The sequence below is a fragment of the Haladaptatus caseinilyticus genome, assembly GCF_026248685.1.
Classification (GTDB): domain Archaea; phylum Halobacteriota; class Halobacteria; order Halobacteriales; family Haladaptataceae; genus Haladaptatus; species Haladaptatus caseinilyticus.
On sequence record NZ_CP111041.1, the window covers coordinates 531,920 to 557,465 of the forward strand.

General features: G+C 53.4%; 20 protein-coding genes. 12 read left to right on the forward strand and 8 right to left on the reverse strand.

Features of this window, described 5'->3' with window-relative positions:
• The 4 genes from OOF89_RS22410 (at nucleotide 1) to OOF89_RS22425 (ending at nucleotide 4,694) form a co-directional block, all read left to right on the forward strand.
• Entirely contained in the window at nucleotides 1-1,125 is a 1,125-nt protein-coding gene (locus OOF89_RS22410; protein WP_266082232.1) for an ABC transporter ATP-binding protein, read from the forward strand.
• A 1-nt stretch (nucleotide 1,126) separates the two neighbouring features.
• Nucleotides 1,127-2,428, forward strand: coding sequence for an ABC transporter ATP-binding protein (locus OOF89_RS22415; RefSeq protein ID WP_266082234.1), 1,302 nt, complete (start codon nucleotides 1,127-1,129; stop codon nucleotides 2,426-2,428).
• A gap of 78 nt (nucleotides 2,429-2,506) precedes the next feature.
• Complete coding sequence (locus tag OOF89_RS22420; RefSeq protein WP_266082236.1) at nucleotides 2,507-2,890, forward strand: hypothetical protein; 384 nt, start codon at nucleotides 2,507-2,509, stop codon at nucleotides 2,888-2,890.
• Nucleotides 2,891-3,299: 409 nt separating this feature from the next.
• Nucleotides 3,300-4,694, forward strand: coding sequence for an orc1/cdc6 family replication initiation protein (locus tag OOF89_RS22425; protein WP_266082238.1), 1,395 nt, complete (start codon nucleotides 3,300-3,302; stop codon nucleotides 4,692-4,694).
• A 1,466-nt stretch (nucleotides 4,695-6,160) separates the two neighbouring features.
• Here the strand turns inward: OOF89_RS22425 and OOF89_RS22430 are convergent.
• From OOF89_RS22430 to OOF89_RS22445, 4 genes are all read right to left on the reverse strand, one after another.
• Nucleotides 6,161-6,400 carry a hypothetical protein gene (locus OOF89_RS22430; protein ID WP_266082240.1) on the reverse strand — a complete coding sequence of 80 codons (240 nt, stop codon included), beginning with the start codon at nucleotides 6,398-6,400 and terminating at the stop codon, nucleotides 6,161-6,163.
• 460 nt (nucleotides 6,401-6,860) lie between these two features.
• Nucleotides 6,861-7,352 (reverse strand): Lrp/AsnC family transcriptional regulator, encoded by a 492-nt coding sequence (locus OOF89_RS22435; RefSeq protein ID WP_266082242.1) that lies wholly within the window; start codon nucleotides 7,350-7,352, stop codon nucleotides 6,861-6,863.
• 127 nt (nucleotides 7,353-7,479) lie between these two features.
• Nucleotides 7,480-8,736, reverse strand: coding sequence for an ArgE/DapE family deacylase (locus tag OOF89_RS22440; protein ID WP_266082244.1), 1,257 nt, complete (start codon nucleotides 8,734-8,736; stop codon nucleotides 7,480-7,482).
• Nucleotides 8,736-9,479 carry an SDR family oxidoreductase gene (locus OOF89_RS22445; RefSeq protein ID WP_266082246.1) on the reverse strand — a complete coding sequence of 248 codons (744 nt, stop codon included), beginning with the start codon at nucleotides 9,477-9,479 and terminating at the stop codon, nucleotides 8,736-8,738. The genes OOF89_RS22440 and OOF89_RS22445 overlap by 1 nt, the downstream gene beginning before the upstream one ends.
• A gap of 161 nt (nucleotides 9,480-9,640) precedes the next feature.
• On the opposite strand from OOF89_RS22445, the gene OOF89_RS22450 reads away from it, so the two are divergent.
• The 4 genes from OOF89_RS22450 to OOF89_RS22465 all read left to right on the forward strand — a co-directional run bounded on the left by OOF89_RS22450 (nucleotide 9,641) and on the right by OOF89_RS22465 (nucleotide 14,252).
• Nucleotides 9,641-11,119 carry an aldehyde dehydrogenase family protein gene (locus tag OOF89_RS22450; protein ID WP_266082248.1) on the forward strand — a complete coding sequence of 493 codons (1,479 nt, stop codon included), beginning with the start codon at nucleotides 9,641-9,643 and terminating at the stop codon, nucleotides 11,117-11,119.
• Nucleotides 11,120-11,271: 152 nt separating this feature from the next.
• The gene (locus OOF89_RS22455) at nucleotides 11,272-12,450 is read left to right on the forward strand and encodes a M20 family metallopeptidase (protein ID WP_266082251.1); all 1,179 of its coding nucleotides are present in this window, start codon (nucleotides 11,272-11,274) and stop codon (nucleotides 12,448-12,450) included.
• A gap of 178 nt (nucleotides 12,451-12,628) precedes the next feature.
• Nucleotides 12,629-12,811: a hypothetical protein gene (locus tag OOF89_RS22460; protein WP_266082253.1), complete on the forward strand. Its 183-nt coding sequence runs from the start codon at nucleotides 12,629-12,631 to the stop codon at nucleotides 12,809-12,811.
• Nucleotides 12,804-14,252 carry a sodium:solute symporter family protein gene (locus OOF89_RS22465; protein WP_266082255.1) on the forward strand — a complete coding sequence of 483 codons (1,449 nt, stop codon included), beginning with the start codon at nucleotides 12,804-12,806 and terminating at the stop codon, nucleotides 14,250-14,252. Before OOF89_RS22460 ends, OOF89_RS22465 begins: the two co-directional genes overlap by 8 nt.
• 289 nt (nucleotides 14,253-14,541) lie before the next feature.
• Here the strand turns inward: OOF89_RS22465 and OOF89_RS22470 are convergent, their stop codons facing one another.
• Nucleotides 14,542-16,014, reverse strand: coding sequence for a CoA-acylating methylmalonate-semialdehyde dehydrogenase (locus OOF89_RS22470; protein WP_266082256.1), 1,473 nt, complete (start codon nucleotides 16,012-16,014; stop codon nucleotides 14,542-14,544).
• A 172-nt stretch (nucleotides 16,015-16,186) separates the two neighbouring features.
• On the opposite strand from OOF89_RS22470, the gene OOF89_RS22475 reads away from it, so the two are divergent.
• Complete coding sequence (locus tag OOF89_RS22475) at nucleotides 16,187-17,539, forward strand: aminotransferase family protein (protein WP_266082258.1); 1,353 nt, start codon at nucleotides 16,187-16,189, stop codon at nucleotides 17,537-17,539.
• 169 nt (nucleotides 17,540-17,708) lie between these two features.
• Entirely contained in the window at nucleotides 17,709-19,091 is a 1,383-nt protein-coding gene (locus OOF89_RS22480; protein WP_266082260.1) for a dihydroorotase, read from the forward strand.
• Nucleotides 19,092-19,114: 23 nt separating this feature from the next.
• Here the strand turns inward: OOF89_RS22480 and OOF89_RS22485 are convergent, their stop codons facing one another.
• Nucleotides 19,115-20,152, reverse strand: coding sequence for an LLM class flavin-dependent oxidoreductase (locus tag OOF89_RS22485; RefSeq protein WP_266082262.1), 1,038 nt, complete (start codon nucleotides 20,150-20,152; stop codon nucleotides 19,115-19,117).
• 2 nt (nucleotides 20,153-20,154) lie between these two features.
• A complete protein-coding gene (locus OOF89_RS22490) occupies nucleotides 20,155-21,390 on the reverse strand; it encodes a Zn-dependent hydrolase (RefSeq protein WP_266082264.1) in 1,236 nt (411 codons plus the stop codon).
• Between the two features lie 165 nt (nucleotides 21,391-21,555).
• Here OOF89_RS22490 and OOF89_RS22495 point away from each other — a divergent pair, with 165 nt between their 5' ends.
• Both OOF89_RS22495 and OOF89_RS22500 read left to right on the forward strand, forming a co-directional pair.
• Nucleotides 21,556-22,947 (forward strand): cytosine permease, encoded by a 1,392-nt coding sequence (locus OOF89_RS22495; protein ID WP_266082266.1) that lies wholly within the window; start codon nucleotides 21,556-21,558, stop codon nucleotides 22,945-22,947.
• Nucleotides 22,948-23,344: 397 nt separating this feature from the next.
• On the forward strand, nucleotides 23,345-23,764 hold the full coding sequence (locus OOF89_RS22500; RefSeq protein WP_266082268.1) for a hypothetical protein: 420 nt from the start codon (nucleotides 23,345-23,347) through the stop codon (nucleotides 23,762-23,764).
• Between the two features lie 518 nt (nucleotides 23,765-24,282).
• Here OOF89_RS22500 and OOF89_RS22505 read toward each other — a convergent pair.
• A complete protein-coding gene (locus OOF89_RS22505) occupies nucleotides 24,283-25,332 on the reverse strand; it encodes a zinc-binding dehydrogenase (RefSeq protein ID WP_266082270.1) in 1,050 nt (349 codons plus the stop codon).
• Between the last annotated feature and the right edge of the window lie 214 nt (nucleotides 25,333-25,546).

Here is a 25,546-nt window from a genome sequence, read left to right on the forward strand (position 1 = left end):
ATGACAGACACATTATTGCAAGTCAAGGACCTGAAGACACAGTTTTTCACCGAGGAGGGCGTCGTTCGCGCAGTCGATGGTATCTCCTTCGACGTGAAAAAAGGCGAAATCGTCGGCCTCGTGGGCGAAAGCGGGGCCGGAAAGAGCGTCGCCGCCCAGAGCATTCTCCGCCTCATCGATCATCCCGGCGAAATCGTCGGGGGCGAAGTCCGCTTCAAGGATGAACTGCTGTTCGGCGTCGAAGAAGGGCCGGACGGCGAATTGGAGACGCGCGACGAGATGCTGTCGAACGAGGAGATGCGACGGCGGATTCGTGGCAAGGAGATCGCCATCATCTTCCAGGATCCGATGGAGAGCCTGAATCCCGTGTTCACGGTCGGCAATCAGCTTCGGGAGTTCATCGAAATCAATCGCGGCCTCTCGAAAAAGGAGGCAAAGGAAGAAGCGGTGCACATGCTTCGCGAGGTCGGGATTCCAGAACCCGAAGCACGCTACGACAACTACCCCCACCAATTCTCCGGTGGGATGCGCCAGCGTGTGCTCATCGCCATGGCGTTGGCCTGCGAACCGAGCCTCATCATCGCGGACGAACCCACGACGGCGCTGGACGTGACCGTCGAGGGTCAAATCCTTTCGTTGGTGAACGATCTGCAGGACAAATACGATACGAGTTTTATCTGGGTGACCCACGACATGGGGGTCGTCGCCGAGCTCTGTGACCGTGTCAACGTGATGTATCTCGGCGAAATCGTGGAACAGGCGACGGTAGACGACCTGTTCTACGATACGAAACACCCCTATACGCAGGCGCTTTTGGATTCGATGCCGCGCCCCGACCAGACCGTGCACGAACTAACCCCGATTCGTGGCGTGATGCCCGAAGCGATTAACCCGCCGCATGGGTGTCGCTTCCACACGCGGTGTCCCGATGCCCGAGAAGTATGTCAGGAGGTACATCCCGACTGCCGTGAGGTCACGGAGGCAGGTGAAAACTCTCACAAAGCAGCCTGTGTGAAGCACGACGAGTTCGATGTCGGCTACGATTTCAGCGATCCGATCGATGTTCGTGCGAAGGAAGGAATCACCGGCGACATCGTAACTGAGTCAACCAGAGGAGACGATTGATATGAACAACACAGTAACAACGGATAGACAAGTGGAGAACGAAGCAGCACCGAGTGAACCACTGGTCAAAGTGGAAGGACTCACGAAACATTTCTCGGATGGCGGTGGGTTTCTATCCGGGCTGTTCGGCGACGAACAGAGGGTACGTGCCGTCGAAGACGTTTCGTTCTCGATCCGCAAGGGGGAAACGCTGGGGTTAGTTGGTGAATCAGGGTGTGGGAAAAGCACGCTCGCCCGGTCTATCCTCCGCCTCATCGAACCGACCGACGGCGCGGTCTACTTTAAAGGAGAGAACGTGACTGCGCTGGGCGGGGAACAGCTGCGTGCTCAACGGAAAGACATGCAGATGATTTTCCAAGATCCGCAGTCGTCGCTCGATCCGCGGATGAAGGTCGGCCCAATCGTCGAAGAGCCGATGAAGGCTCACGGGATGTATGATGCGGATGAACGTGAAGAACGGGCGCGCGAGCTACTCGAAAAAGTCGGGCTCGACCCACAACATTACAACCGTCACCCGCACGCTTTCTCGGGTGGCCAGCGCCAGCGTGTGAACCTCGCTCGTGCTCTGAGTGTGAACCCGGATTTCATCGTCTGTGACGAACCGGTGACGGCATTGGACGTTTCGATCCAAGCACAGGTGCTGAACACGATGAAAAACCTACAGGAGGAATTCGGGCTAACATACCTCTTCATCGCGCACGACCTTTCCGTCATTCGCCACATTTCCGACCGCGTGGCGGTAATGTACCTCGGACAGTTGGTAGAGCTGGCGGACAAAGAAGAGCTCTTCGAGAACCCACAGCACCCCTACACGCAGGCACTGTTGGAATCCATCCCGGTACCTGATCCGCGTGAAGCGGGAACGCGTGGCGTTCTCGAAGGCGACGTTCCGAGTCCAATCGACCCGCCAAGTGGCTGTCGGTTCAGAACGCGGTGTCCGAAACTCATCGCACCCGCCGAATACGAATTTTCGGCCGAGGAATGGACAAATACGCGTCGTTTCCTCCGAGCTGTCGAGCGTCGAACGCTCGAACCCACAACTAAGGCTGATCTCGAATCCCGGTTTTTCGACGACGCGAAACCGAGTGGCGAGTCAGGGAATATTGTTGACAATGCGATCGGTCACGTCGTAAACGAAAACTGGGACCAAGCGTCCGAACTGCTCGTCAACTCCTTCGCCGAGCAGAGTATTTGTGCACAGGAGCTTCCAGCCTACGAAGTACCAACAGAGTATGGAACATCGCAACACTATGCTGCGTGCCATCGTCATCGTGATGATGTCATCGACAGCCGTCAAAAGTAGCCGAATCCCTTCAACGTCGTTCATAGGCGGTCTCTAACGAAGGGGTTCATAGTGTTGAGAGTCTAACTGGAAAGGGAAATGCTCCGAGAGGTTCTCTCGTTGATCGGCGTCATCGAACTCCTCACTCCGGAGGCACTCATCGACCGCGCCGAGCACGTCGCACTCGACAATCCTGGCGATTGCGAATTGAAGTTGTGGGTCGTTCCCGGTACTCGAGTTGAAGGACTCGCTCTTTTGATCCTGATGTGGCGAAGCGATGCCTCATATTCGGCGTTCAAGCGATTCCTCGGTATCATCGGGATTCTTGCACTGATGTACCCACATGAGTACGTCAGCTACGGTGCCAAACTCGCGTACACAGACGCCTCAAAGTGTAAGTGGAAACCATGGGTATATCTCGGGACTCTCCTGGTCGGGTTACTATATGTGCTTATCGCCCTTGGTGAGCTGCGGAAACGCTGAGTTCCGAAATCGGATTTGATATTGGCCAGCAGTTCATCTGCCAGCAACGCTACGGGACGTCGTGCACCGACCGAACAGGAGTGTTGTGAACCCTAGTAACTCAACGCTCAAAATGAGGATCGGAATCCTCGCCCACTGAGTCAGGAGGATGTAACGTGACTCAACGAATTAGAAGTCATAGTTGGTATAGTATACTAACGGGCAGTTCGGCGTGAACGGGTCTGAGTACCGCTGTGTGCCTCTTGAAGTCAGAGGCTGAAGTCAGAGAGAGATCGCAGGTCCTTAGACTTCGGTTATGGTTCACATCTTTACCCATCATTCGCACAGTAGAGATAGTTACGTCCGGGTATTCGAGTTCATAGACTTCGATATGGGTAGTTTTTTATCTACAGTTCTACTGATTGTGTATATGCCAAACCGTAACACGGAAACATCTGATGACGCTCTTTCAGATACCGCCGTGGACCCTGCAGTAGACGCTCCAAGGGACGATGATTCCGATCAAAAGACGATTCGTCAACTCCTCGAAGAAGATTCCGGTAAATCGGTCTTCGTAAACCGGAACCTCGTCGAGCCGGACACTATCATCGACGAAGAGCGCATCGTTGGCCGAGACGATCAACTTCAAGCCGTCGTCGCCTATCTCAAACCTGCGCTCCGCGATGAGCGGCCACCGAACATGCTCCTCTACGGTCCATCCGGTACGGGAAAATCACTGATTGTCAATGCTGTCTGCGGACAAATCGTCGAACTCTGTGAATCACAGGACATCAACTTCGGTGTCATCAGCCTCAACTGTCAACCGATCACGACCCTCGACCGAGCAGTCTACAAACTCGTCGAGACGGTCGCAAAAGACGTAGGCGTCGATACGGGTGTCCCAGCGACAGGCGTCTCTACCGAACAAAAGTACGAACGTCTCTATGACTTGATCAACACCTACTACGACTCGGTTATCTTCATTCTCGATGAAATCGATCTCCTCGTCGGCCGAGAAGACGAGCCCGCATACTCGAAATTGCTCTATCAGCTGTCGCGAGCAGGGAAGACGGACACTATTCACGGTACTGTCTCCGTCGCGGCCCTGACGAACGATCCAAAGTTCATGGAGAACGTCGATGGGCGGTCCGAAAGCTCGTTCAATCCCGAGGACATCCCCTTTTCCGACTATGACGCGAATCAACTCCGTGAAATCCTCGACCATCGTCGTGACGCCTTTCGAGACGGGGCCCTCAGTGATGATGTGATTCCATTGGTCGCGGCCTTCGCGGCCCAAAGCCACGGCGACGCCCGCAAAGGGATCGACCTCTTCCGGAAAGCTGGCGACCTCGCCGACCGGCAAAACGATGACATGGTCACAGAATCCCATGTCCGAGACTCGCAAGACGAAGTCGATAAAGACCGTATGCTGACTCAGATCGAGGGACTTTCCACACAAAAGAAAATATCACTCTACGCGACTGCAGCCGTGGCCGTACACACGTCCCATACCAGTACAGCAGTCCCGAGTCCAGTTGGCTATCAAGTCTACAAGTGGATCACTGAACTGCTAGACGCCGATCAGATGACGCGTGAAACCTATATCAAATACGTGAAAGAGCTCAACACGTACGGAATCGTTGACGCCGAACGCAAGAGCCGTGGCCGTGGTCAGGGAATGCATATGGAATTTTCCTTCTCGGATAATCCCCGCCCTATACTCGACCTCCTGGCAGAGGATTCTCGGCTCACGGCGATTGCCGATGAGACGGATCATCTCAAGACAATCGCACAAACGAAAATGCAGAAGTTTAAGAGTTCGTAATCGCCAGACTGCGGACAGTTTGACACCCCTGTATCGAAGTGAAACGATTCATGCTTTTCGACGACGGCACCAGTGTATTCTCTCCGTATCTACCCCGTCTTCGAAGTGTATCGGACGGTTTGTCTCCGAGAAGAGAACACGATTATCTCAAAATCAACGGACCAATCGTCGATACAACAGTCTTACTACCCTCTTATCGAAGTGTAACGAACAGCTATTCGAGGCAAAACAACCCTTCTCCCGGGATAACCTGCCAACCGCGTCATCGAAGTGTATTATTCCGGTAGATACCGTCTCAAGTACGGTTTCAATGCCTGAGGGTCTACACTTGAAGGACTACGGATATGTTGTCACCGACGATGCGTTTCAGTGAGTCTACTTCCCGAAGAAACTTGCTCATAGGGGGACGTCGGATAACCCCGTCATCGAAGTGTAACTGAAGGCGGAAACCGACAGCATGCGTTGACTTTTTACCCATCCGTTACCCCCTTGTCGAAGTGTAATATCGTGCTTGTGAGTTAGTTGTGATACATTGTGTTCTTGCTTTCAACGGTATTTGTAAGGATACACGAGACACATCTAACCACTCACCCCGTCATCGAAGTGTAACAGCAAATTCTCGGGCCGGATAGTACAGAAAATCGCGAGGAGCGGTGTTGGTGTTACGACCTCGTTCGAGCTGATCGCGGAGGGGTTTCTGCTCGCTCTCGATAAAGGCGAGTCAATGCTGTTGGTGACTTACTCCGCGGCAGACGACGGATTCGCGTTCAGGGGATGGGACGATCTACGTAAGAAACAACGGTGGTCGATACCACCCACACCCCTTTGTCGAAGTGTAAATCGCGTTCGGACTGGCTGCAATCGAGAGATATCGGTATATCCCTACCAAGAATTTCATCTCATCGGATATCAACTTGGTTTACGGATCTTGTTTGATGACTATCGGTTTATAGATTTCGGTTGTAATAGTCCAATAGCCAATATGCTGATTATTGGCGTCAACGACCCATCTACTGTCGATATGTCCGAATAATCGATCTCCTCGCGATTTCATCGTCCCACCGTTCGTGAGTTTACACTTCGATAACGGGGGGAGGGGGTTCGGCTAAATTGGTAACCCTTTCCAACGTAAACACTCTACAACCGTCGTTAATTTCAGGCCCCAAGTTGTCCTTCCTCGAGGACTACGGCGGCAGGCTCACTGGCCTACTCACTGCAAAGAGGGCGATCGAACACACTCAGTCCTGTTCTCGGATTAAATTTCGTCGTAAAAACTGTTTGTTTTTCACCCGCCACAAAGCATTTAATGATGGATGCTAATGTCTAGCATGTGGCGAGGCCGCTCTGATACGTTCCGGATCTGACGCCATCACTCTTGATCCGTTTTTGCCCCGCCACATTCTTACCTGCATAGGGACTTGAAAAGCGGTAACTAAATCCGTGCGATCTCATCAGTGAGACGATCGTTACTGATCAGCTACGTAGTCAGTCAATCGGAGCTTGCCCTGAACCTCATACAGATGACCCTTGTTGTACAGCTGTTCGACGATATCCTCAGCGGCAGGCTGATTCAGATCTTCCTCTTGGGCTAAGACTTCATAGGCATATTCGTAGGTAAGTTCTCCATCGGCTGGAACAGCGCTCGCGAGTGCTTCGAGTGCTTCTTGGGCAAGTGGCGTGAGTGGCGATTCACCATCTGAAACCATTCGTACTATCAAATTCGAATCTCAGACAAGTAAACCCCTCGGACAAGGATAGTTCGCGGCACTATCCAAGATATCGTGACAAGGGAAATGAGCACACGGCGTGGAAGGATGGGTTGGGAATGGCACAGACCCACACCGTCTACTGGATACGCTAACTGCATTCTATTCATAGGACCCAATTAATAAAGTCTTCAGCCAACCGGAGTGGAAGTGAAACTGAATACGCTCGCAAGAATTCATCCTCGCACGCTTCTTATCACTAACGGTGCACTGGATGCGAGCCTAATGGGGCGACCGTGTGTTAGTATACAATACTAACCAGTAATGACTAAAGAACAAGACAGTCCGCTAATGAACTCACACTCCGAGTCATGAAAACTCGCCCGACAAGCGGGACCCGTCGAAGAGACCGACGCCGAAACCATCCGTGTCTGAAAAAACGACGGTCGGCTCCGATGGATCACTCTTGAGAGAAGTTATCCATGAATTTCGGATTGTTTTTCACTTCATCCATGACGAATCGAGAGGACGTTTCGTTAACGCCATCGATGGCAACCATTTGATCGATGACTTCGTTCATCCGATTTCGATCCTGGACACGGGTGAGAACCATGAAGTCGACATCACCCATCGTATAGTATACTTGTTCTACACCCGTAATATCTGCGAGTTTGTTCCCAATATCGGTCGAATATCCTTTCTCGTGGGTGACGGATACCTCGGTGATCGCCACCATATCCAGTTCGAAAGGCGCTGGATTCAAGTCGGCGGTGATACCTTTGATCACGCCACTTTCTTTCATTTTGTTGAGCCGATAATGGACTGCTGATTTCGAAAGATCTAATTCGTCTGATATCACGTCTAAACTAACGTCAAAGTCATCTTCGATAAAAGTAAGCAGTTTCAGATCGACCTCATCGAAATCGTCACTCGCTGAATATCCCTTCGTCATTATGCTAGTTTCACGCCCGAACATATATGTAAAGCACGTTTTTTGGTAAATGCTTCTAATTCACTTGGCATCCACAGAATATTGTTCAACTGTGTTGAGTGGCATCTGATGGAGCGCGACTACGGCACTATTCGTCCAGATTGCCGATGAGCTGTGCAGTCGAAACTGCCATCACTTTGATCGCAGTGAGTATGTCTTCAACGGATACGAATTCGTCCTCGACGTGAGCCTGTTCTAGACGCCCAGGGCCATACACGATGCATTGATCGATGCCTGCGTCGTTGACGACAAAGCGTTGATCGTCGGACCCAGGGGAGATGACGAATTCGGAACTCCCGTAAAACGACTCGATATTCCGTGCAAACGCTTGGCTTATCTGACAGTCTTGGGAAACGCTCGTTGGTTCCGCAAACATGATCTCCTCATAGTCAAGCGAGGCGTCCGTGTTGCCCTCCGTTTTCCGTATCAATTCCCGAATCTCGTTTCGCACATCCGCGACCGATTCGGTTGGAACGAGCATCCGATAGAACGTCGCTGTACAGCGATCTGGGACCACATTCTCGGAGTAGCCTGCGTCCATCATCGTCACCGAGATATCCGCTCGTCGAGATTCGCTCGGCGTGACCGGAAGTTCAGTTGTCCGTTGATGCAGCCTGGTCCGATACTTCTCGATGCGTGTCAAGAAGTCATTCATCGTCGAAATAGCGTTGATCCCATCGTGGGCCATACAGCCGTGTGCCTTTCGTCCTCGTGTCACGACCTTGAACTTCAGTACCCCACGATGACCAAGACAAACCCGGGAGGAGTCGAAACATTCGGTGTAAACACAATAATCGGTGTCATCGAGGTGACCTTCCTGTGCGAGATAGCCAAGGCCAGTAAACCCACCCGTTTCCTCGTCGACCGTCATGCTTTGTGTGACTGACCCTTCCAATTCAGCATTGACGGCCTCCAATACGTCGATCGCAACTAGACTGGCGACGATACCGGATTTCATATCGCTGGCACCGCGTGCATAAATCCGGTCGCCTTCTAGTGTCGGGTCGAACGGGTCTCGGGTCCAATCTTCTCCTGCAGGAACGACATCATAGTGGCCGGTGTAGTGGATGTTCGGCCCATCACCGAACGCTTTCTCACCGAGCACATTGACTCGCTCCAAGTGGGATCGCTCCGGATAGTGATGTTCTACGACATCTTCGGGAACGTCGATCAATTCGACGTCGTATCCCCGTTTCGAAAGCACCCTCTCGAGAAAGATGGCACCGTTTCGATAATTCCTACCTGGGGGATTTTCTGTTCGAATTTCAAGAAGCGAAGAGAGGAGGGAAACGATCTCATCGCGTCGAGTATCGACCTCATCGTAAATAGCTCGCTTCGTCGCCATCAGATATCCCTCCCACCGTCGACCTCGAGGGCGGTTCCCGTTATCATTTCGGCGTCATCGCTCGCGAGGAAGGTAGCCGCCGCGGCGATATCCGTCGGTTCGGCGAGGCGTCCGAGTGGAATCGTCTGTTGCATCTCGGCTACGCTAAGATCTTCGCCCGCAAACTTCGACAACATCGGTGTCTCCGTCGCTACGGGACAGATAGCATTTACACGGATGGATGGTGCGAGTTCATAGGCAAGTTGCTTTGTTAGTGCGACCATCCCGCCTTTCGATGCGACGTATGCCGAAAGTCCGGTTCGTGGTCGAATCGCTGCCGTAGATGCAGTGTTGAGAACAACACCACCGCCGTCGCGAAGATATGGGACAGCGTATTTCACCCCGAGAAAGGCGCTTTTTAGGTTGACGGAGATAATCCGGTCCCATTCCGTCTCGGAGACGTCCTCGATCAGGGTCGCCTGCTGAGGGATGCCTGCATTGTTGTGCAACACATCGAGCGTCTCGAACTCCGCCACCGTTCGCTCGATCATCGTCTTCACGTCGTCTTCGGACGAGACATCGACTTCGAGTGCTAGAGCAGTCCCGTCGTCGCGTTCGATTTTCTCAGCAGTTTGGGTAGCAGCATCGATATCGATATCCGCACACACGACCGCTGCCCCTTTGGACGCGAATCTCTCCGCGATGGCTTGGCCCATCCCGGAACCCGACCCCGTTACTATCACCGTCTTCTCGGAAAAGCTCATGTGATGGTGTATCGTGGCATTTACTATCAAACTTCGGTTTGTCTACCTCAGATTTCGTCTACTATCCTAATTAGTGCTTAATATGCGGATATTGTTCTGCTAAATGATTTATTATTGTATTATTGCCAAAGTACTATCGTTATGGCGAATACAGAGGGAGTATGGTTCAACTAGATATTTCTTTCAAGGAACGATATTCCCTCTTCATCAGTGGGGAACAAGTGCCCCCGTCTACGGACGACTATCTCCCGACATACGACCCTGCGACGGGGAATTCGTTTGCAGAAATCGCGATAGCCGACTCACGAGACGTCGATCAGGCAGTTACAACTGCTCGTACTGCTTTCGAATCGTGGCGAGATGTCTCCCCGGAAAAACGTGGTCGGATCGTTCATCGCATCGGTAGACGGATCCGTGACTCTGCTGACGAGCTAGCGGCAATCGAGTGCAAAGATCAGGGCAAACCGATGTCCCAGGCACGCAGCGATATACGCGGTGCGTGGCGATATTTCGAATACTATTCCGGGGTTGCTGATAAGCTCGAGGGACGAAGTGTTCCGGTTGGGTCGGATCAAGTCGATTATACATTCCGTGAACCGTACGGGGTGAGTGCACAAGTCACGCCATGGAATTTCCCCGGAAACCTGTTTGCTCGGGGTGTCGCACCGGCGTTGGTCGCCGGTAACACGGTCGTCGTCAAACCGGCCCCACAGACGACACTATCGACTCTCAAGCTTGCCGAACTCTGTTCTGAAGCCGGTCTACCAGATGGTGCCGTCAACGTCGTAACCGGAACTGGTGAATCGGCTGGACAACCGCTCGTGTCCCATCCCGATATCGATACGATCACCTTCACAGGGAGCGTCGCGACAGGCCAATCGATCATGCAGCATGCAGCGGACACCGTCACGCCGGTAACACTCGAACTTGGCGGGAAAAATCCAGCAGTAGTCTTCCCCGATGCACCCCTCGACCAGACCGCCGAAAGCATCGCTACTGCCATTTTCACGAACGCTGGGCAGGTCTGTTCAGCAGCCGATCGTCTCCTCGTTCACGAAGATATCCACGATCGATTGGTCGACCGAATCGTATCGATAGTCGATGAGTATGAAATCGGCCCGGGAAATGCCGACCCCGACATGGGTCCACTGGCGTCTGCTGAACACAGGGATCGGGTACTGGAATACATTGCAGTCGGAAAGGAAGCGGGTGCAAAGCCGATAACCGGCGGAAACGTACCCGACAGACCGGGCTACTTTGTCGAACCGACGATCTTCACCGATGTGCAAAACGAGATGCGGATCGCTCAGGAGGAAATATTTGGCCCAGTACTCTCTGTGATCTCCTTTCGTGATGAAAAAGCGGCACTATCGATAGCTAACGATACGAAGTATGGGCTGACAGCAGGGATATTCACGAACGATATTACTCGGGCCCACCGTCTCGCACGGTACCTCGAGGCGGGTAACGTCTACGTGAATAAATGGTTTGGAGATACGACACAGACGCCGTTCGGTGGCTACAAATCCAGCGGCATTGGTCGGGAGAAGGGCTTGGAAGCGCTAGATTCGTATCTTCAAACCAAGAACGTGGCGATCGACATCAGTGCAGATGGGAGCGGGACGCTACCTGGGGCGTGATCCGGAGTAGTGACTCAAGAGCGCACCCAAAGCATACAGCATAATATCTGACTGAAATTCCAATTCTAAAAAATAATTCACAGCATCTGCAATGATGTGGATATAATTCATTTAATCACAAAATTTTTGGAGAGCGAAAAGTACGTGTGTACATGGGCAACACGGAACAAGTAGAAGAACTGACGACCGTAATTGGCGACCTCGTCCGTATCGAGACGGAAAATCCGCCTGGGAACGAAAAAGCGTGTACGGAGTATATCGCCAACTGGTTCGGAGAACGAGGTATCGAGGCCGACGTAATCGATGAACCATATCCTGACCGACCCCAAGTCGGTGTCAAGGTCGGGAGCGGTGGACCGACACTCGTGTTAAACGGTCATATCGACGTCGTACCAGCAGGGGACAGAGATCAATGGACGCACGACCCGTATGCCGGTGATGAAGCGGACGGACGTCTCTATGGTCGTGGTAGCGTCGACATGAAGACCGGCGTTGCGATAGGGATGTTGACGGTAGCTCACTTTGCAGACGATATCGAAGCCGGAGAACTTCCAGGCTCGCTCGTTTTTCACGCTGCGATCGGTGAAGAAACGGCTGAACCGGGGACGAAGACTCTACTCGAGAGCGGGTACGACGGGGATTATGGTGTCGTTCTCGAGCCGACTCGGTTGCGCACTGCAACGAGCGAAAAGGGTCTGGCATGGTACGAAATCGTCGTTACTGGCGACCCATCACACGCGAGTCGACCCGATCAGGGAACGAACGCGATTCGGTATGCAAAACCCGTGTTGGACGCGCTCGATGAGTACGACACTGAGGTAAGAGAGCGAAGTGATCGACTGGTTGGGCAAGCGTATTCGACAGTCACGATGTTCGAAGCAGGAACGAAAGAGAACGTCGTCCCTGAAGAAGCAAAGATAACTATCGACCGTCGCTTTCTACCGGATGAAAGCGTCGAGGAAATCGACTCGGAAATCGATGCACTCGTGGAGGATGTCGAGGACGAACACGATGTTACGATCTCCTGGAACCGGACGCGGACATACGAGTCAGCTGCAATAGACGAGGATAGCGTACTTGCAGCTGTATTCCGGAAACACTCCGCACGGGTTGCAGACGTGTCTCCGGAATCGTGGGGCGTAAACGCGTCTACCGACGTTCGTAACTTCATCAACGATGCCGATACTGAAGCGATCACTTGGGGTCCGGGTGATTTGGCACAGGCACATACGTACGATGAACATGTCGAACTTTCATCCGCAGCGGATGGGCTTACTGCACTTCTCGGCGCAACCGAAGACATCCTCTCGGAAAATCACGCATCGGAATAAAACCGAATCTGACGGACGATGATTTTGAAGATGCTGAGGGATTCTCTAGGAAAATTATACCTATATGTCGGCGTGTTTGAGGACAATATACGATATTCATATATTTATATAATACATTGTACAATGATAACCGATAGATTTACATCCGGAAATAGTATCCTATGTGGTAGAGTCAAACATGACAATGTATGGCATGCCGACAACGATGTTCTTGGTGTTCGTTGCGACGATTTTAGCCGGGAGCCTTGGGGCAATTCATTACACGGTCGTCCACGTTCTGTTAGGGAAACCGGTTAACGAAAACGTCCGGAAGACGACGACAGAACCGCGTGCAACTGATGGAGGCCACAACGATGGCTGACGTCAATCCGTACTATCTCGGTGCGTTCGTGGTGTACTTGCTTATCGTTCTCGCGATCGGTCTCTGGGGATACAGGAAGACCTCCGATGTCATGGATTTCTGGGTGATGGGTCAGAGCATGGGACCGACTCTAGCGACTTGGTCGCTTGTTGCCAACTTCGTGAGCGCGGTTAGCGTAATCGGGTTTATCGGAGCCGTTTATGGCGGCGGCTACTCGCTCATGACTGGTACTATTTTAGGATTGATGCTAGGTGTGAGTGGTCTTTACTTTGTCGTCGGCCGTGTTCGACAGTTAAACCACCTGACGTTGCCGGACATCATCGCGGACTTGACCGGGCGACAAGCGGCACGACCGATCGCAGGAGCAGTGTTGCTCGCAAATGGCTGGCTATACCTCATCATGCAACTCGTCGGTGCCAGTCTCCTCGTCACGACTATCACCGGCGTTCCGTACGAGTATATGGTGTGGGTCATCGGCGTCGTTTTCATCACCTACACCGTCCTCGGAGGTCTAGTGAGCGTGGCATGGACGGACCTTCTTCAAGGGACCATCATGGTCGCGGCCGTTCTGTTCGCGCTCGGGTACATGGTGCTCGATCTGGGTGGGTTCACCGCCATCAATACCGAATTCGCCGCCATGAAATCGGCAAACGTCGCCCCTCTCGGGGCAGGAACATACACGGTTATCGGAGTCGTCGCATCCGTCGTCGCGTTTTTCGGCACGATATTTACGGAGCAGAACATGATCGTGCGTATCGCTGCAACGAAAGACGTCCGGACAGCAAAAATCCACCTCGCAGCTTCCGGTGTCATTCTGTCGGTGTTCTACAGCGCTCTCGTAGTCCTCGGTGGTGCGACGACGGTCGCATTAGGGAACGCCGGACTGTCGATCGATAACGTCGATAACGCGTTCCCGACGCTGATAACCGAGTACGTTCCGACCTCGATCGGAGTCGTCATCATCCTCGCCGTTATGAGCGCGATTTTGTCCACGACGGACACACGGCTTCACTCGACGGGAATCACTACTGCACGTGACATCTACAGCTACTTTCGACCGAACGCGTCGGATGAATCACAGCTCCGCATTTCACGGATCGCGACCGTTCTCTTCGGAATAACTGCGACGGCGGCGGCCGTCAATCCCCCAGACACCATCATCGGTCTTTACAACCTCCGTGCGATCCTTCTGACGAGTGCCTTCCTCATCCCGGTTTATACAGCTCTCTACCTTTCGGGTATCAACGGATTGGCTGTACTCGCCTCGATCGTCGTCGGGACCGTCTTGGGTCTCGCCGCAACTTTCTTCGGCGGCGGGTTTGGTATCCCTGCGACGTTCGTCGGCGTGGGGTCGGCCGCATTGGTGTTACTGGTCGGCTATTATGCCCTTCCAGACCAGGGAAGCGGCCCACCGCGGGAGTACGCCGCTTCCGACGATTAGTGCGTAAAGGAAGAACGACGACGCCATTACCGGGTTTCGTTCGAACTGGATCACCGTACATACGCGGACCGAAGGATGTAACCCCTCGTTGGGAATCGGACCCCGACTGTGTCTCGGAACTGCGTGGAATCCCCGCGGAAGTGATGTCGCGATGGAGGCGTTTTGATGAGCAGCGGCCGCCCGAACTTTTGATGATTCCCTCTCCGCCGCTGATTTCAACGCATCACGATAGCAACCGGGCGATGGGACATCTTCTGAGAATTGACGGAAGACCGCGGAGGATGCGGTGTTATGCGTCAGGCCATCGCTCGATGTAGATCGCCTTATCGGTGTAGAAATGGATCATGTCTTCACCCTGGGCGTGGAGGTCACCGAAGAAGGAATCCTTCCAGCCGCCGAAGTGGAAGAATGCCATCGGAGCGGCCGTCCCGGTGTTCACACCGAGATTGCCAGCGTCGACCGTATGGCGGAACTTTCGAGCATCGCTTCCTCGTTCGGTAAAGAGGCTAGCAGCGTTACCAAACCGACTTCGATTCACGATACCGAGGGCATCCTCGAAATCGTCAGCGCGGATGAGCGCGAGGACAGGTCCGAAGATCTCCTCACGGGCGATGCTCATCTCCGGGTCGGCATCGCCGAAGATCGTCGGTCGAAGGAAATTCCCGGTATCTGGTGTTTCGAGTTCCCGGCCATCCAAGAGGAGGTTTGCGCCGTCCTCAATGCCTTCTCGAATGTATCCTTCGACCCGCTCTTGCTGTTCCGACGTGATGAGTGGCCCCATTTCGGAGTCGTCAGCTAACCCGTTTGCGACGGTCATGTTCGTTGCGGTTTCGACCACTCGATCGGCGAAGTCGTCGTACACCTCGTCGACGACTACAGCGACCGGGTTGGCAAGACACCGTTGGCCGGTGTTCGCGAAAGCGGATCCGATGGTCTGTTCGGCGGCGAAATCGAGGTTTGCCGATTCGGCGACAACGATGTGGTTTTTCGCACCACCCTGCGCTTGAACCCGTTTTCCATTGGCGGCAGCCGTCTCATAGACGTGTTTGGCCACCGGAGTACTTCCGACGAAAGATACCCCTTCGATATCGTCGTGTTTCACCAACGTATTGACCGTCTCCTTGCCCCCGTTCACGAGTTGCAATATCCCGTCGGGGAATCCCGCTTTTTCGACGAGTGCGAACAAGTACTGGGCGGTTAGCGGGTCGCGCTCGCTGGGTTTGAGAATAAACGCGTTACCAGTAGCGACCGCGTAGGGAAGGAACCAGAGCGGAATCATTCCCGGGAAATTGAACGGCGTGATTGCAGTAAACACCCCGAGTGGTTTTCGGACGGCGGTTTCGTCGATCTCAGGGGCTGCGTTTGGAAGGTGACCCGCTTGCATGAGCGACGGAATTCCGCAGGCGACTTCCACGTTTTCGATACCTCGGCGAAGCTCTCCTTTCGCTTCCTGAAACGTTTTTCCGTGCTCTTTGACCAGCAACTCCGCGATTTCGTCTTGATGATCTTCGAGCAATTGCTTCAAACGAAACAGGGGTTGGATACGTTCTTCGACCGGGACCTCCCGCCACTCCTCGAACGCTTCATATCCGGCCTGCACTGCCGCGTCGACATCGGAAGTGGCACTGAAGTTCGCGTGCGCTATCGTCTCTTCCGTCGCAGGATTTACTATCTCTTGACCGTCGGTACCGCTCGGGGCTTGCCATTCTCCATCGATGTAATTCTGTACGGAATCGATGTCGATCGGAACTTCCATCGTCATGAGTCATGTGTGCATTTGTCTCCCCGCCTCATAACGCTTTCTCACCAAATCCAACGTGTAGATAAATATACGGACGTTGTTCTGAATCAAGGTGCATGTGAGGACATTATTCTACTATATCGAAGATTCACCAAAGATTAATCAACTCCTGAAGAGTAGAGAGAATACACCAATGTCCGGTCAAGAAAGTGAACCCGATACTGCACTAAACGAAACCGAACGAATCGACAAAGAGTACGTCTTTGGCACATGGTCGTTTCAAAGTGAAGTGAGTCCGACACAGGTAGTAGACACCGACGGCGTCACCTTCACCGACGCAAGTGGGAACGAATACATCGACTTTTCGGGACAACTCATGTGTTCGAATCTCGGCCATTCTGCCGAACGAGTTACGGACGCTGTCACCGAGCAAATCAACGAAACTGCCTATGTCGCCCCCGGTTTTACTACGGAAGCACGTGCAAAACTCGGAAGGAAATTAGCTGAGGTTACACCTGGAGACCTTTCGAAGACGTTCTTCTCGACGAGTGGTACAGAAGCGGTGGAGGCCGCGATTAAAATCGCGAGATTTTACACTGGAAAACAAAAGATCATCTCCCGATATCGATCCTATCACGGAGCAACCTACGGGTCCATCAGCGTTACAGGAGATCCTCGTCGGCTCGCAGCAGAGCCCGGGATACCGGGGACGATCAAAGCCCCCGATCCGTACGCCTACGGGTCGACGTTGGATCCGATGCAGAGTCTCGAATATATCGAAGAGATGCTGAAATTGGAGGGTGACACGGTTGCAGCAGTATTGGTCGAACCGATCGTTGGTTCGAACGGTATTCTCGTACCACCTGATGAGTATCTCCCCAGACTCAAGGAAATCGCACACGAGCACGGCGCCCTCTTGATTTGTGATGAAGTGATGTCCGGATTCGGCCGAACCGGCGAGTGGTTTGGTTGTGACGTTTTCGACGTCGAGCCCGACATAATGACGATGGCGAAGGGGCTGACCGGGGCGTATCAACCACTCGGTGCCACTATCGTCAACAGCGAAATCGCAGAGCACTTCGAAGACAACATGTTTTGCCACGGGCACACCTATTCCGGTCATCCGGCGACGGTAGCTGCAGGGCTTGCGGCCGTCGAAACCTACCAATCGGAAAGCCTCGTCGATCAGGCGCGAGAGGCGGGGGAGTATCTGGAAACGCGTCTCGATGACCTCGCAGAGGATCATCCCAGCGTGGGCAACACACGAGGCGTGGGACTTTTCCGTGGAATCGAACTGACGAAAAATCCGGAAAAACGCGTCCCGTTCGGCACCCGGGAGGACAAGGTCAGCAAGGGGAGTACGGTCGTCGATGAAGTAGCGAGCAACGCCTACGAAAACGGCGTCTACGTCGCGAACATGATCAACACGCTCATTATCGCACCGCCGCTCACGATCACGGACGCCGAGATCGATGATGCGATCGCTGCACTCGATGGCGCCCTCGCGATATCGGACGATGCGATGGAACAAGGAGTCATGGAGTGATTTCTTCTTCAGTGATCGATGGACATCATCCGAGTTTTGAGATGTAAAACCGTAATATCTCTGCCATTTTGACGATTTATCACACATCTAGTTCACAATGTGTGGAAATATTATTTATCCATACTATTATAAACATAATACTTTTTACTAATGGATGTTATTTCCTATCATGGTAGTTGAAACCATCATTAGCGGTGGAACCGTGGTGACTGCTACGGGGGAAACCGATGCGAGTATCGCGATCGACGATGGGAAAATCGTCGGTATCGGAACGGAAGAAACGTTACCTGAGGCATCCGAAACGATCGATGCATCCGGATTACTCGTTATGCCCGGCGCGATCGATCCACACGTACACATCGACGATATGTTCTCCATCGATAGCTACGAATCCGCGACCGGTGCTGCTGCTGTCGGTGGGACGACGTCCTATATCGACTTTGCATGGCAGGCATGGGACGGTGAGCTGAGTATTTGGGACGAAGATGGGACGCTGTTGGACGGTGTCAGGCGAAAGCAGGAGAAAGGGGAGGATGCGGTGATCGATTACAGTCTTCACGGCGCAATCACGCGGGAGGATCCTGCCGTTTTCGACGAAATCCCCGACGTAATCGATGCTGGTGTGACATCGTTCAAGATGTTCACCGCGTATGAGCACGGCCTTTCGAACGGATTCATGAATAGAGCAATACAGCACATCGCCGAAGAGGATGCCGTCGGTGTGTTTCATACGGAGGACCCGTCGATTTGTGACTCATTGACCGAGCAATTCAAAGAAGAAGGCAAAGGAGACCCCGAATGGTATCCGAAATCACGGCCGGATTATGCGGAAGCCATGGCGGCAGAAGATGCCGCTCGGATGGCACTCGAAGCGGGAATGAAGTACTATGGGATACACACGACGTGCCGGAAAGCAGCCGATATTCTCGAGTACTTCCAAGACGACGGCAGCATGATTCGTGCCGAAACCTGTACCCACTACTGTACACTCGACGATTCGATCTTCGAAGAAATGGGTAACCTGCCGATGATTGCACCGCCGATTCGAAAGCCGGACGACATCGAGGCGATGTTCGAACACCTTCACAACGGCTGTCTGAGCGTCGTTTCGACCGACCACTGTGGATATCGACTCGACCAGAAACAAGTCGAAAACTGGTGGGACAGTGCGTTTGGGGCGAACGCCCTCCAAGTCAGCTTACCGGTGTTTTACGATGAAGCCGTGAATCGCAGGGGTTTCACACCGTCGTTTGTCGTGCAAGTGATGGCCACGAACCCTGCTGACACGTTTGGCATCCCCCAGAAGGGAACGCTGGAAACGGGGGCGGACGCGGATATCGTTCTCATGGATCCGGATGAAACGTATACCATCACGGCCGACGACAACGTAAGCAAAGCCGAATTCTCGATTTACGAAGGGCGAACGGTCACCGGTCGCGTGAAGAAAACCCTCGTCCGAGGTGAAGTCGTCGCGGAAGACGGGGAAGTCGTCGGAGAACCGGGGTATGGGGAGTTCATCGAGCGTGAGGTTCCCGACTGGAATACACGGTAAGCAACCGAAACTCGCTGTAGTCGTTATTCCGAATTGAACTCGGCGAAGACGTCGATAACTTCCTCCACGTTGTCACCCAATGAGTAGAGAACAGGCTCCGTACACCCTGCATCACAGTAATCCTGTACACGACTCACGACGTCCTCTGGGGTCCCCGCAGCGACGACGTTCGTCACTATCTCGTCGTCCACGAGGGCGCTGGCACGTTCGATATCCTCGGCCGTCGCGGGCCAACTTCCCAACTCTGCCTCGACCTGTTCACCGAGGTCGGGGTCGATTCCCGATCCTTTCTTGATGTGGGGTTGCTGTCCGATGTACTGCGTCACGAGCCCGCGGGCCTGATCGATCGCTCGTTGTCGATCCTCGTCCATTGAGACGGCGATCAACTGTGGTCGATCGACATCCTCGATCGAACCTCCCTGCTTTTCGACTCCCTCCTTGAGCTTCTGCATGCCGAGTTCGTTGTGTTCGGGTGGAATGAGATAGTTCATAAACACACCCCCCGCGACCCCATTGCCTACCAGCTCGCCGGTGAGCTTGTGCATCGTCGGGCCCGTCGCACCGATGTATATCGGGACATCCCGTGGCGAAGCGTTCGAACGGACGAGATCAAGTTCGATATCTTCGACGTCGAGCGTTTGACCTTCGTAAGTCACGTTTTCGAGGTCGAACAATTTCCGGACGACAGTACAGTATTCCCACATCCTTCGAAGCGGCTTTTGACGGTCGATGCCGACCTTCGTTGCGAGGGGGTCCCACCATGCACCGATGCCGAGCTTCATCCGCCCCCCGGAGAGTTCGTCAAGCGTCGAAAACGTCTGGGCCATCAACGCCACGTTTCGCGTATAGCAATTCGTCACACCTGGTGCGATATCGATTTCGTCGGTGACCTGTGTATACGCACCCATGACAGTCATCGCATCCCGAACGAGACGCGACTCTCCCTGCCACACGGAGTCCAATCCTTTCGATTCTGCATACTGGGCGTATCGTACTTCGTCGGTGATATCTTTGCGTTCCCAGTTCCAGATGCCGACGCGATCGAATTGTGGATCTCCCATGATTAGTCCTCCATTGCGAGTTCGAGTGCGGCGTTCGCGAACGTGTTTGCCGCCGTGTAGCAGTCGTCCCAGCTCGTATACTCCTCCTCGGAGTGACTCTTTCCATTCTCACTGACGGCAAACACCATCGACGTATCCATGACATCGGCGACGTGTGTGGCATCGTGGCCAGCGCCGCTGAAAATCCGCATCGCGTCGTATCCTAAGTTCTCCGTGGCGCTCTCGACCGCCGAGATATTCCTCTCAGCGAAGTCGACGGACGGTGCACGCATCCGTTCTTCCCACTCCCAGTCGAGTCCTTCCCGTTCCGCTGCCATCTCCGCTTCAGCGAGAACGCGGTCGAAGGCGTCTTCGACGATCTCATCGCTCGGATCACGAAAGCCCCAGGTGAACGTTACTTCACCGGGGATGATGTTGATCGAGTTCGGTTGAACGTCCATGAAACCGGTCGACCCGACGGTTCGCTCCCCGAGCGAGTTCGCTATTCGCCGGATCTGTGTGATCACGTCTGCCGCCCCGATGAGTGCATCGCTGCGGTACTGCATCGGCGTGGGACCCGTGTGGTCGGCTTCACCACGATAGGTAATTGCACCCCAGGTGAACCCGACGATGCCCGTAACGATTCCCACATCGACGTCGTTTTCCTCTAGATACGGTCCCTGTTCGATGTGAAGTTCGAAGTAGCCGTCGTAGTTCTCCGTTGGTGTCGCAGGTTCCTCTCCCTTGTATCCTATTCGCTCCAGTTCGTCCTCGAACCGATTTCCATCTTCGTCCGTTTTGTCGTACTCTTCCGCCAAATCGTGATTACTGGCCCACACACCACTTCCTTGCATCGCCGGTTGATATCGTGACCCTTCCTCGTTCGTCCAGTTGACGATCTCGACTGGATGTTCGGTCTCTATGTCCTCGTCATTGAGGGTGCGAATGAACTCGAGTGCAGCAATGACGCCAAGCGCACCATCGTATATTCCCCCGTATGGTTGTGAGTCGAGGTGAGAACCGAGCAGAATCGTACCCTGTTCGGGGTTCCGACCCTCCCTTCGACCGAACATGTTTCCAAACTCATCGATACGGATGTCGAGTCCCTCGTCGTCCATTTGCTCGTAAAACCAGTCTCGAATTTTTCGGTCGTCGTCCGAAAGGGCCAAACGGTGGAGTCCACCGTTTTCGGTAGCGCCTATTTCGGCTTGTTTTTTCATCGCATTTACAAACCGTTTCCGATTTATCTCGATGAGCATACCAACGATGGCGATGCAAACACTATTAAGTCTTTTCCCAGTAATTGGGCTAATTGTACCAACATTTCCCCAGTATGCTTTACAACGTTCTATTTGGACCCAAATATTTAAATGAGTGTATGGTATGCCATGGTGTATGGTATCTCAAAAACAGGTAGAAAATCCATGACCGAAGACTCACAAAACAAAATCAGCGATACGACGGAACTCGAGGGATTGAGTCCTATTCCGCGGGAAGAACGGACGATGGGCCTCTCCCATTATATCCCTGTCTGGTGGTCTTCGCTAATTATCGTCCAAGCGTTTGCTGTCGCGTTTTTCGCCGTCTACCCTCACGGGAATTTGAATCTCGTTCAAGCAGGTATCGCGATCGGGATCGGGACGATCATCGCAACGATATTTTTCATTCTAAACGGGTTCCCCGGCTACGAAGAAGGGATACCGTTTGCCGTACAGACACGATCCGCCTTTGGCATTCGTGGGGCAGTCATTCCGAACTATCTCAGAATCATTCCAGCCATCGGATGGCTTGGTATCGGTAACTGGATCGGTGCGCTCGCGCTTCAAACGATTACGACGACGTTGTGGGGTTTCGGAAACGTCTGGGTGTACTTCGTGCTGTTCGTTCTGTTGAACGTCGGCCTCGCCCTCAATGGGATAACATCGATCAAGTGGTTCGATTCGATCGCCGCGGGGATTTTAGGGTTGTTACTGTCGTATACTGTGTATCTCGTTCTTACGACACAGCAGATACCGACCGACGTCATCAACCATCCTGGGTCGTGGGGAAGCCAGTTCTACGCGACGATTTCGGCAGCGGTCGGGTTCATAATTACTGGCGCCCTCAACGCCTCGGACCTCAGCCGTCATCTCAAGGAAAAGGGAGGCTCTCGTAACCACGTCCTGGGTCACGTCTTCGGCATTGCACCACCGATGATGTTCATGCTATTGGTAGGATTGGTCTTCGGTGTCTCGACCGGAAATGCGAACCCAATCGAGGCGATAATGATCGTCGCCCCCAACCCTCTCGTCGGTAGTGCGATGTTACTGTTCGTGTTGGGTGCACAGATCTCCACGAATCTCACCCTCAACATTCTCCCGCCCACTCACGTTTTCCAAGATTCACTTGGAATCACGTGGCGGCAAGGAGTCGTTCTCGCGAGTGCGCTTTCGGTCGTCTCCTTCCCTTGGTATCTCTTTTCGAGCAACATATTTTATACGTTCATCAACGCTTACTCCGTTTTCCTTGGTCCGGCGCTTGGAATCCTGATCGCGGACTACTGGATCATCAGAAAACGTGATACCGATATCACCTCGCTCTACACGGTCGATACGAGCTCAAAGTTTTGGTTCGTCCGTGGCTTCTCGATGTCGGCACTCGTAAGCCTCCTGTTGGGAGCAGTCGTAAGTGTTCCATTCCTCGACATCTCGTGGATGGTAGGATTGCCGATCGGATTTGTCTGCTATTACGGCTTGAAACGATTCGAATTCGACCAACTTCTCGCCGATACCGTCGCAGACGCTGACCAGCGTTCAATGAAGAGTAGTAACGATTGACTTGAGGGAGCAGCTCTACGGTAATTGCAGAGTCGGTTTCCGATACGTATCGTGGCGTCGAGTATGTCGTGGTCAATTCTTCATGCCGGTTTGGGTGCTTGAGAACATCCCGTGACAAGATCGGCTCGTGACACTATCGGGCGGACGGTAATTGGGAAATGAGCACACGGTGTGGAAGAATGGGCTTGGAATGAACACTTTGGTCCACACCGTCTACTTCGCTGACTGCATTCTATTCGTAGAACCCGATGGATAAAGTCTTCAGCCAACCGGAGCGGAAGTGAAACTAAACGCACGCGGGAAAAGTCAACATTCGAACCTTTTCACTCGCAGTTCTCACCAGGAACACGACTGTCCACGTGAACACTAATGAGTTAGTATATCATACTACTCCCCAATGACAAACAAAATCAAACGCTCCGGCGATGGGCTTGCCCTCCAAGTTACGAAGCCTGCACGAGCAGCCGGACTCGTCGAAGAAACCGACGACCAAACCACCCGACTTGCGGATATTCGTGTTTTCGCGTTTGACGGCCTTCTCCTCGTCATCGATCTCGACCACATTACAGATGAGAACATCGTCGAACTCGCAACTACCGCGGCTCTTGACACTGTCTCTATCTATCGAGTCACAGGCTCCTCACTCCAAATCGCGGGGAACGGGTATCAGGTCCAACTGCCGGGTGCTACGGACGCTGGATTTCACGTCGGTGATCAAGCCCCATGTTCGCCCGCTCCGAATCTGCTCGTGATTGCAGCGGCGGGATCCGAACGAGTGGCAGCGAATATAGTGACGATCCGGCGGGAACAACTGTGAATTCGGTAGTCGTCGATTAGTATACTATTCTAACCCACGACCGGATGGAACTGATTCTAGAACGTTGGCCTGCCTGAAGGTGACATCCTCACACCGCAGTGTGTCAAATGTCTCTGTGAACAAAGAACGAATCACTTCAGTACATCGCCAGAAGGTGCCCTTTGCCTCTAGCCATCGTTCGAGATGACAGGACGTGAATAAATATAACCTTTTTCGACGGAGTTGTCCAGAATTTCTCGAGCTTCCACCGAGACGTCGGACACGGTGAGGAGTTCGACGGAGAAGACATCGACTCGGGTTGTCTGTCGGCGAAACTCATTTTCGGATATGATATAGCATAATATGGTGTATGGTTGGCTGTAAGTAAGCACATGGCTTCCTGAACTCGGCAGTTAGTATACAATACTAACGGCTCGTCTACTTCTTAATAACAGGATTCAGCATGCACGACCGGGCTAAAGGATGATGGTTTACGCCAGATTGCCGTTATTGGCCGTCAGTGCGGGGATCTACCGAAACTACAGTTCACTGTCCGGGATGACGACGACCTTCCCGAAGCCCTCACGCTCTTCGATGATTTCGTGAGCCCGCTCGATGTCACTCATCGGCAGTGTCTCGCGGATGCGAGGTTCGAACGCGCCTTCCCAGACGAGATCGAGCACATCGTCGACTTCGCCAGGGGTTCCCATCGTCGAGCCGTAAATCTCCAACTGGTTCCAGAAGATGCTGTTGATATCCGTCTCGGGGTCGCGGCCAGTCGTGGCACCACACGTGACGATGCGTCCGCCCTTCGCAAGGCTGTCCAACGAGTCATTCCAGGTCGCTTTGCCGATGTGGTCTACAACCACGTCGACGCCGCGGTCGTCGGTCGCATCGGCAATGGCGTCGGCGAAGTTCTCCTCGTCATAGTTGATAGTGTGGTCAGCGCCGATGTCGGCGGCGTACTCCAATTTCTCCTCGGTGCTGGCGGTCGCGTATACCTCTGCACCGATATAGTCGGCAATTTGGACAGCGGCGTGTCCAACCCCCCCGCTAGCGCCGAGCACCAGGATCGACTCGCCGGGCTGGAGATCCGCGCGGGTGATGAGCATTCGCCAAGCCGTTTGGAAGACTAGCGGTGCCGCGGCCGCTGTTTCCCAGTCGACGTCCGCTGGGACGGAAACGAGATTTTCCGATGGTACCGCCGCTTTTTCGCTGTGGACGCCACGGACGTGTTCACCGATAATCTTGTAATCCGTACACATCGTCGGATCACCATCGCGACAAAACTCGCAGTGTCCGCACGATAAACCTGCAGAGACTGCGACTCGGTCACCCGGCTCGAACCGGTCGACGTCTTCACCGACTTCCTCGACGACGCCAGCGGCGTCACTGCCTGGGATGTGTGGCATCTCCAAATCGAGGCGCTCGAGCGCGCCCAGTCCCAGCCGAGTGAAGACGTCGAGGTGGTTTAGCGCACCGGCCTTCACATCGACGAGAACCTCGTCGCGGCCGATTTCAGGGTCGTCGAACTCATCGTATTCGAGAACGTCTTTGCGACCGTGCTCCGAAAACTGGACGGCTTTCATACTAAGCATGAGACCGACCATGGAAAAAATACTGATGGTTCCACGATTGTCTGCCGGTAGATCGACGATCGACGTAAATCCGTCTACGATTTAACCCCGACGATATTGCTGAAGTTCGTATGCGATCCGCGACCGCTTACGTCAGCTCTATGTATAATCTGTATCTAAATACGGTATTCATATTCTGTATATGGAAACCGAACTCAAATTCTGA